Genomic DNA, 8,920 nt, shown 5'->3' on the forward strand with positions numbered 1-8,920 from the left:
TCCCTTCACGGACTGGAGCAGGTCACTGACTCTGGTGATGACAAACCACCGGTGAGAAAGGCGACGGCCGTACGCTGTCCTCTCCGACGAGCCGCAGGCCGTTGCCATCGGCTCGGCCGCGGCCGGCGGTCACCGCCCACCGTGTCCGCCGCGTCGGGCGTCGCGTCGCGCGTCCGTGTTCTGGATCTGCCATCTCTGGTTGTCGCCACCCCAGCACGCCCACAGCTGAACCTTGAAGGTGGCGGTGTTCACGTCGAGGCAGAGGCCGGAGTGAACGCTGCGGATGGTGCCGTCAGCGCCCACCGTCCAACGCTGGTTGTCGCCGCCGTTGCACGCCCACGTGCCGACCATGGTGCCGTTCGTCGTCCCGCTGCCGTACGCATCCAGGCACTTCTCGCCCCCGAGTGCGGTGATCTGTCCGCCGGCCGTCAAGGTCCACTGCTGTCCGACCGAGTTGGCGCAGGTGGCCACCTGGACCTGGAGGTTCGCCGCGGTCCCGCCGGGGATGTCCAGACAGCGCCCGGTGCCGACGTTGCGCAGCAAGCTCGTCGGGGCCGGGGCGTCGCCGTCCAGGCCCCAGCCGTACCGGAGGCGCTCGCGGCCGCTGGCGCTGGGGGTGCTGAGCGTGAGGTCGGTGCCGGTGCCGTGCAGTTTCTGCATGGCATACCAGTCGTCACTCTGGCCGGCGCGTATCTTGCCGCCCAGCCCGGGCCAGTAGATGGAGCCGATCCGCAGTTCCCGGAGCACCGTGGTGGTGGCCCGGAAGTAGCGCACGAAGTTGTCGGTGCTGCCGGCGTCGTGGTAGTTGAGCCCGGTATCCATCGGCGCGCCGAACTCGTCGACGACAGTGCGGTCGGCGCAGGAGCCGATCGCGTTCCGCAGGTACGCCACCCACTGGTCGTAGGTCTTCGCGCCGCTGAAGAACGTGTAGTGGTGCAGCGACAGGAACGTCCCGTCGAGGCGGCGGTCGGCGCACATGGATTTGATGTCGGTGTTCAGGCCGGCGCCGCTGACGAAGATGCGGTTCCGCGGAATCGACGGGTGGCTGCTGATCCAGTTGCTCACCACGTTCGCCCACTCGCCGGCGCTGTGCCCCACCGGTTCGTTCATCGGCTCGAAGTGGACGAGGCTGTTGGTGCCGTACCGGGCAAGCACGGTGTTCCACATGGTGTCGAAGGCGCTCGGGTTGACGATGCGACCGCCGCGGGCGGCCACTCCGTCCTCCCAGTAGGAGAGGACGACCTTGAACCCCTTCGCGGTGGCCGCGTCTATCGCGCCCGTGTACGCGCTCCACCAGCTCGTCCCGACGGTGTAGGTGTTGATCGGGAGCCGAACGGTGTCGGCGCCGAGGTTGTTCTCGAAGCCGGTGTAGACGGCGTTGGCTTTCGCCACGACCGTCTGGTAGCTGTCGGAGCCGCTCAACCCGTGCAGGACCAGCGGTCCACCGTGGAAGTTGTCACCGAGCCGGGCCCAGTTGACGCCGCGGAACTGGGCGGTGTCGGCGGCGGCCGGCGAGGCGCTCTGGGGCTCGACGACCGCGAGCGCGCCGAGAGCGGTCAGGATGCAGGCGAGCGCCCGGGCGAGGTAGCGCCGGCGATGGGGGTGGGGCATGGTCGTGCCTTCCCGGTTGGCGGTGTGGTCACGTCTGCGCTGTGCGGGATCTGTTGACGCCGGCCGCCTGCCGGCAGCCGGCCGAGCCGGCGCGGAGCTTGCCCTCTCCGCGCCGGCCCCCTCCCAGATCGCTCGCGCAGCGAGCATGTCAGCGTCATGCCGCTGCCGTGGCGCCTGGAAAGCCTCGCTCCCCGGCTTCGCCCGGATCTCCGGTCAGCAGGTGGAGTCGGTCCGGGTGAGCAGCCCCATCCGCCACGGCAGGGAGATGCAGTCACCGCCGGCGTTGGGGTCCATGCCCTGGTACAGGAACTGCAACTGGCAATCCGTAGATCGATTTCGCATTCCGCTTTCACAGGTCATGAACGGGGAACGTCACGCGTCGACGACTAGAAGATTGACAGATTGCCATGGTCTATTCAAGAGGGAATCGTCATATATATCGGCCTGAGCCGTCGTACAACTAACCGGAGAAGCGGGACTATTGACGGCCTCCCCTCATAACGTTTTCAGACGGCGAATTGGAGTGGCGGACGCGTGTAAATCGCGGCAGTTCTCGTTATCGACGGCCTGCTTGAACAGTCGCAGTCGCCGTAGTGCCGAAAAGCACGGCGCCGTCGCCGAACGCGATGACCTGGGTGCCGACTCGACTCCCCTCACGACGGCATTCTCGGTCGCCCCGGCGAGCGCAGGTTTGCCGAGCACCGTCGCCGAACGCGCCGACGGGACGGGGAGCAGCGCCAAGGCGACGATCAGCCGCTCAAGGGGGACCAGTTCGTCGGCGGCCCGGCCGCAGTCCGCACAGGATCGGGTGTGCCGGGCGATGCGCTTACGCCACAGCGTGCTCGGTACGCCGTCCCAGCCCCCCAGCGCGGCGGTCAACTGTGGGCACCGGGGGCTGGCTTCCAGCGCGGCGACGAGTGACCGGCTCAGCTCCAGCTGGTTGCGCATCCGCTGGACGCGCACACCCGCGTGAGCCACGCTCGTTCCCAGCGCCGCCGCGAGCTCCGCCCTCGTCAGCCGGCCCTCGGTCTCCAGCCGCCACAGCGACAGCAGCGCCCGGGCGTCCGGGTCGAGCCATCGACTGGCGCGTACGGTCTTTCGGCGATGACCGGACAGCTCGACGTGGATCAGGGCCAGGTTCTCGGCGTCGGCATCCGGAGGATCGGCCATCTCGTCGAGGGAGGCCGTCCGTTCGGCGTCCGCCTGCCGCCGGTTCAGATGGGTGCTGATCTGTCGTGTCGCGATCGTGGCCAGCCAGGGCCGGAAGCACTCCGGGGCGCGCAGCGTGCGCAGCTCAGGAAGTGCCCGCAGCATCGTCTCCTGCACCACGTCGTCGACGTCCGCAAGCTCACCCAGTGCCCTGCGCACGATCGCGTATACCAGCGGCAGGTACGTCGCGGCCAGGTCGTCGAGCGCTCGTGGATCGCCGGCCTGTGCGGCGACGACCAGGCTCGTCTCGTCGGCTCGGCCGGCTCGCATCACGAGCCCGTACATGTTGCCCCGGGCAAGGCCGCCACAGGTGCCGCGCGCGTCGCCACCCTCGGGTTCGCGCGCACGATCGACTCGGGCGCGGCCGGCTGGTAATGCTTGGCTGCTCATAATCGCCCCAGCCATCCGCCATCAACGGGAAGGACGATGCCGTCGACATGGTCCGACGCCGGGGAGGCGAGGAACACCGTGGCCCCGGCGAGATCGTCGGCGCGTCTCCAGCGACCGGCCGGGATCCGGCGGCCAAGGATCGCCCGGTTGCGCTGGGGGTCCGCGCGTAACGCCTCGGTGTTGTCGGTGGCGATGCAGCCCGGTGCGATGGCGTTGACGTTGACGCCGCGCCCGCCCCACTCCTTGGCCAGGGCCGGCGCCTCGGCGGCCCGGCTCTCGGTCTCGATCTCGAGGGTGCGGGCCCCGCAGTGGACAACCGCCTTCATCGATCCTCCCTCTCCATGGTGTCTGACGTCCCTTCCGCGGTGGATCGGCATGGTCCAGGGGTGACCGCGAGCAGCCGCCGGCCGGCCTGCTCCGGCCGTATGTGCGGTCCGTCGGGTGCGTGTGCCGTTCGCTGACGGGGCGCGGTCATCACCGTTTCGTCGATCCGGATGCCCAGACCCGGCGTGTCGCCGAGCACGAAGGCGCCGTCCTCGACGTGCAGGTCCATCGCGACGCCGATCGGCGGCTGCAGGCCCTGCAGTTCGCTGGCGAGATGGTTGGGCACCGATGTCGCGGCGTGCAGCAGCGCGACAGGCGTGTTGCCGATCGGGCTGACCGGCAGGTCGTAGGCGTGCGCCAGCGCGGCGACACGCAGGAAGTGGGTGACTCCCCAGACCGCGGCCGTCTGGACGATGTCGACGCCTCCGGCCGCGATCAGCGGGCGGAACTGCTCGAGGCCGGTGAGGTTCTCCCCAGTGGCGACCGCCGTCCGTACGCCACGGCTGACAGCGCCCAGGCCGTCGGCGTCCCAGCGCCGGACCGGCTCCTCGATCCAGGTCAGATCGAGTGTCCGTTCGAGCTCGGCGACGTGGCGTACCGCCTGCTTGCGGCTCCAGGACTCGTTCACATCCAGCATGAGTCCTGGCCGGGTTCCGTGCCCAGCCTCGGTCAATACCTCGCGTACGAGGGACAGCCGGTGCCGGTCACGCTCGATGTCCAGGCCGCCCTTGAGCTTCGCCGCCCTCAGCCCGCGTTCGGCATAGACCTGGTAGGTGGCGACGAGCTCGTCGTCGGTAAGGCCGATGTCCAGGCCGGAGGCGTAGGCGTGGACCATGCGGTCGTTGCCGCCGAGCAACCGCCACAGCGGCTCACCCACGGCCTGTGCCTTGATGTCCCACAACGCCGTGTCGAACGCGCCGATCGTGCCGAACACCACGCCGGCATGCCCGGCTTTGAAGGTGTGCCGCAGCATGCGGTCGTAGAGGGCGGTCACCGCGCGCGGGTCCTGGCCGTCGATGGCGGCGAAGATCGCCTCGGCTTCCACGTGCGGTCCCAGGCCGACTCCGGTGATCCCCTCATCGGTCTCGACGACGACGACCGGCACCGGCATGACGCCGTCGGCGTAGACGCCGTTGGCGTCACCGACAGGTCGACCCCATCGCTGCGCCGTCGTCAGGGTTCTGTACCCGGTGATGCGCATGCGTCATCCCTTCGTCGCGCCGGCCGTCACGCCGTCGGCGATCTGGCGCTGCAGGAACAGGTAGGTCACCAACACGGGGAGCCCGGCGATCAGGACACCGGCTGCGAAGGTGGGGATGTCGGCGGAGTACTGGCCGCGCAGTGAGGTGATGCCCACCATCAGGGTGCGATGGTCGGCCGACGGCATCATCAGCAGCGAGATGAGCACGTCGTTCCAGCAGAACAGCGCGTCGAGGATGCCCACCGACAGCAGTGCCGGAGCACCCATCGGCAGCATGATCCGCCGGTAGACGCCGTACAGGGTGTTGCCGTCGATCCGTGCGGCGTCGACGAGCTCGGTGGGCACCGCTCGGTAGTAGCTCGTCATCAAGAAGACGGTGAACGGCAGGAACTGCGCGACGTAAGCGAGGATCAGCCCCGGATAGGTGTCGATGAGGCCGCCGTCGGCCATGATCCTGGCCAGCGGCACCATGATCACCTGGAACGGGATGAACAGCGCCGCGAGGCAGACCAGAGTCAGCGCGGACGAGCCGCGGAACCGCACCTGGGCCAGCGCGAACCCGGCCATGGACCCGATGAGCAGCAACAGCGCGACGGCGCAGGTCACCACGATCAGGGAGTTGAGGAAGTACCGCCCCATGCCGTCGCTGTTCCACGCGGTGCTGAGGTTGTCCCACCTCAGAGTGCTTGCCAGGGAGAACCGGTCGAGGACGTACTCCCGGCGGGTCTTCATCGCGACGTTGACGGTGAACAGCAGCGGGTAGATCGTCGCCAGGGCGAGGAGCGCCATCGGCACGGCGACCAGCCATCTGCTCGGTCCCGGGCGGGACATCAGTCCTCCCTCCCCGCCCGGCGCAGCAGGCCGACCTGCAGCAGGCCCACGACCAGCATGATGAGGAAGAGGAAGGTGGACGCGGCCGACGCGAGCGCCGGGCGGCTCATCTGCCCCTGTTGAACCCAGATGTAGTACTCCGGCAGGTAGGTCGACCCTTCCGGGCCACCACTGGTCATGACGTAGAGCAGCCCGAACATCGAGGTCAGCATCCCGATCATCGTGGTGACGACGACGAACTGGATGGTGCGGGACAGACCCGGGATGATGACGTGCCAGATCATCCGCGCGAGCGAGGCGCCGTCGACCCGTGCGGCGTCCAGGAGCGCGGGGTCCAGGGTCGAGAACCCGGCCAGGAACACCACCAGCGCCATCCCTGACGTGGCCCAGATGTGCACGCCGACGACGGTGAACATGGCTACGTCGGGATCGCCGAGCCAGTCCACCGGGCCGAGCCCCGAGCCGCCGAGCACGGCGTTCAGCGGACCGTCGAAGGCGAGGAGCAGGTTGAAGATCGCGCCGACGATCACCGGTGAGAGCACAGCCGGGAAGAAGTAGACGCTCCGGAAGATCGGGTGTCCTGGCACCCGCAGATAGATGAAGGTGGCGAGCAGTCCCGGGATCGCGACCGCGACCGGCAGCAACAGCACCAGCAGTCCGACGTTGCGCAGCGCGGTGCGGAACAGCGGGTCGTCGATGAGCTCCGCGTAGTTGTCGAACCCCACCGTGGCGCCGTTGCGTTCGCCGTCACCGGTGAAGGAGAAGTTGACACCCAGTCCCAGTGGCCAGAGCCGGAGCACCACGATGATCAGGACAGCGGGAGCGACCAGGATGTAGGGGGCGAGGCGGTCGGCGCGCCGGCCGCCCCGGACTCGCGGAGACTTCGACGCAGGGCCGCGGCCATCTACCGCCTCACCTGCTCGCGCCCCGTCGCTCCGCCCTGCTTGAGCAGCGCGGCCCGACGAACCAATGGGTGACATGGCCTCAGCCCGCCTGGTCGGACGCCGCCAGCTGCTTGACCGCCGCGTCGACCGTGACCGATCCGCTCAGCAGTTGCTGGGACAGCCGCCCCATCAGGTCCACCGTCTTGGACGGCAGGGCCACATGCAGGGCGGGCTTGCCACGGTCGATCTCGGACACGAGGGTGGCGACGGCCGGGCCGGCGCTCGAGACGTCCACGGTGCGGTCGGCCGTGATGGCGCCCGCGTCGGCGTAGAACGACTTCAGTGCGTCGGTCGAGGTCAGGGAGCGCACCAGGTCGGCGGCGGCCTTGGGGTCCTTGGTCCACTTCGCGACGGCGTAGCCGATGCCGCCGTCGTAGGGAAGGCTCGGCGTGGCACCGGCCGTGACGACGGGCGACTTCATGACGCCGACATCGTCGGCGTCGAGGAATTCGGCGAAGTCCTTCCAGTGCCCGATGTCCGACATCAACCCGATGACGTGGGCGGCCTTGTTGGACTGGAACACCGCGAACGCGTCGTTGAACATCGCCGTCGAGTTCGCCCCGTCGTTGTTGAGGCCTTTGTCGTTGGCCTCTTTCCAGAGCGAGAAGACCCGCTTGACCGCCGGCGAAGACCAGTCTCGTTTGCCGGCGATCCAGTCGTCGTACTCCGTGGGCGACAGGACGCCCGAGCCGAGTCCGGACAGGAAGAACTGGATACCGATGCCTTCCTTGTTGCCCTGCGCGAAGCACCTGGCACCGGTCGCCTTGGTGATGGTCCGGCAGTCGGCGACGAACTCGTCCCAGCTGGTGGCCGGCTGCTCCGGGTCCAGCCCTGCCTTCCGGTAGAGCGACTTGTTGTAGTAGATCGGGTGACCTTGCAAGGTCACCGGAGCGGCGTAGGTCTTGTTGTCCTTGGTGAAGGCCTCCCACCCGGCGAGCCGCTTCTTGTCATCACGGACGTACTCGTCCAACGGCAGAAGGGAGTCCGCGCGGTCACGGATCTGCCCGCCGCCGTTGAAGAGCATGACGTCCGGCCCCTTGCCGGCCTGGATGGCGGCCCCGAGCAGGGTGTAGTACTGCTCGAAGGGCTGCGCGACGAACTCGACCGTCACGCCGGGATGCCGCTCGGCGAAGTCGGCCTTGGCCTTCTTGACGTAGGAGGACGCTGTGGCGTCGCCGGACTTCCAGTCCCAGACGATGAGCTTGCCCTTCAAACCACCGGACGCCGCATCCGGGTCGGAGGCGCTTCCGCAGCCGGCTAAGACAACGAGCCCGGCAACCAGGATCGCCGACCACATCGTTCGCTGGTTCATTGCTGCCCCACTCTCCTGAGGTGGCCGGCCGTCCGGCAGTTGAGGTTGAGGAGGAACGCAACTCGTATGACGTATGTAACTCGTATGACGTATGACGTCAACCGGATGCCCTATAGTTGGCGAGCATCCGTGGTACGGCACGGGTCCCCGGGGGGTGTCATGACGGCAGTACCGCAGTCATCCACAGAGGCCTCCGAGGCCCCCGCCTGGAGTCGGCGCCCGGCGAACCTCGCCGCTGCGGTCACGGCTGAGCTGGTGGAGCGGATCGTTCGTGGAGTCCATCCGTCCGGTTCGCCGCTACCTCCCGAGCCCGTGCTCTGCGAGACCTTCTCGGTCAGCCGCACCGTGGTCCGCGAGGCGGTGAAGATTCTTCAGGAGAAGGGGCTGGTGCAGGTCCGCCAGGGCGCCGGCACGATGGTCACGCCGCCGGCGATGTGGAACATGCTGGACGAGCTGGTCCTCGGCGCAACCATCGCCGAGGACGAAAGCCTGGCCATCCTCGACCACCTCGTCGCGACCCGCCGCGTGCTGGAGTCCGACATGGCCAACGTCGCCGCCGGCCTGGCGAACGCCGAGGTGATCGACCGGCTACGCAGCCTGGTGGAGCGGATGGACGAGCTCGTCGACGACCCCGCCTCGTACCACGAAGAGGACCGGGCGTTCCACGACACCGTCATGCAGGCGTCGGGGAACCGCATCGGCCGTGCCGTGGTCCGTTCGCTGGAGCGGCAGGTCATCAACTCCGCCCGTTACATGGGCCGAACCGGCCGCGCCTTCTGCGTCGCGTCCAACCACGGCCATCGGCGCATCTACGAGCGGATCGCCGCGCACGACCCCAAGGGTGCGGCCGAGGCGATGTTCACCCACATCACCGACGCGTGGGTGGTGCGCCGCAGCGGGCCGGGAGAGCCGACCCTGCTACGGCGTTAGAGGCGAGCCTCGCTCGCGACGGACGGGTCCTGTCGCGAGCGAGGCCGATGCATTCCCCTATCGCAGTGCCCACTGCTGGTTGGTGCCGCCGTTGCAGGACCAGAGGATGGTCCTGGTGCCGTTGGCGGTGCCGCCGGCGTTGGCGTCCAGGCACAGTCCGGACTGGAC

General features: G+C 68.5%; 8 protein-coding genes and 2 pseudogenes. 1 reads left to right on the plus strand and 9 read right to left on the minus strand.

The genetic code is table 11. The features are described from left to right. Positions 1-129: 129 nt before the first annotated feature. The 8 genes and pseudogenes from IE97_RS0130200 to IE97_RS0130235 all read right to left on the minus strand — a co-directional run bounded on the left by IE97_RS0130200 (position 130) and on the right by IE97_RS0130235 (position 7,822). Positions 130-1,611, minus strand: a complete 1,482-nt coding sequence (locus IE97_RS0130200) for a ricin-type beta-trefoil lectin domain protein (RefSeq protein ID WP_030247420.1) — start codon at positions 1,609-1,611, stop codon at positions 130-132. A gap of 213 nt (positions 1,612-1,824) precedes the next feature. After that, positions 1,825-1,932 (minus strand): annotated as a pseudogene (locus IE97_RS41720) (glycoside hydrolase); the annotation flags it as partial. A 174-nt stretch (positions 1,933-2,106) separates the two neighbouring features. Beyond that, positions 2,107-3,210 (minus strand): RNA polymerase sigma factor, encoded by a 1,104-nt coding sequence (locus IE97_RS0130210; RefSeq protein WP_234310574.1) that lies wholly within the window; start codon positions 3,208-3,210, stop codon positions 2,107-2,109. Beyond that, positions 3,207-3,464, minus strand: a pseudogene (locus IE97_RS0130215) (SDR family oxidoreductase); the annotation flags it as partial. The pseudogene IE97_RS0130215 and the gene IE97_RS0130210, both read right to left, overlap by 4 nt. Before the next feature lie 68 nt (positions 3,465-3,532). Further along, a complete protein-coding gene (locus IE97_RS0130220; protein ID WP_030247427.1) occupies positions 3,533-4,735 on the minus strand; it encodes a mandelate racemase/muconate lactonizing enzyme family protein in 1,203 nt (400 codons plus the stop codon). Between the two features lie 3 nt (positions 4,736-4,738). Further along, complete coding sequence (locus IE97_RS0130225) at positions 4,739-5,566, minus strand: carbohydrate ABC transporter permease (protein WP_030247429.1); 828 nt, start codon at positions 5,564-5,566, stop codon at positions 4,739-4,741. Continuing rightward, the gene (locus tag IE97_RS0130230) at positions 5,566-6,366 is read right to left on the minus strand and encodes a carbohydrate ABC transporter permease (protein WP_234310590.1); all 801 of its coding nucleotides are present in this window, start codon (positions 6,364-6,366) and stop codon (positions 5,566-5,568) included. Before IE97_RS0130230 ends, IE97_RS0130225 begins: the two co-directional genes overlap by 1 nt. A gap of 184 nt (positions 6,367-6,550) precedes the next feature. Beyond that, positions 6,551-7,822, minus strand: a complete 1,272-nt coding sequence (locus IE97_RS0130235; RefSeq protein ID WP_030247434.1) for an ABC transporter substrate-binding protein — start codon at positions 7,820-7,822, stop codon at positions 6,551-6,553. 159 nt (positions 7,823-7,981) lie between these two features. On the opposite strand from IE97_RS0130235, the gene IE97_RS0130240 reads away from it, so the two are divergent. Further along, positions 7,982-8,752: a FadR/GntR family transcriptional regulator gene (locus IE97_RS0130240; protein ID WP_030247435.1), complete on the plus strand. Its 771-nt coding sequence runs from the start codon at positions 7,982-7,984 to the stop codon at positions 8,750-8,752. Positions 8,753-8,809: 57 nt separating this feature from the next. Here the strand turns inward: IE97_RS0130240 and IE97_RS40895 are convergent. After that, the coding region (locus tag IE97_RS40895) for an RICIN domain-containing protein (RefSeq protein ID WP_158708354.1) at positions 8,810-8,920 on the minus strand (111 nt) is incomplete at its 5' end.

Source organism: Streptomyces sp. NRRL S-455, assembly GCF_000717875.1.
Taxonomy (GTDB): domain Bacteria; phylum Actinomycetota; class Actinomycetes; order Streptomycetales; family Streptomycetaceae; genus Streptomyces.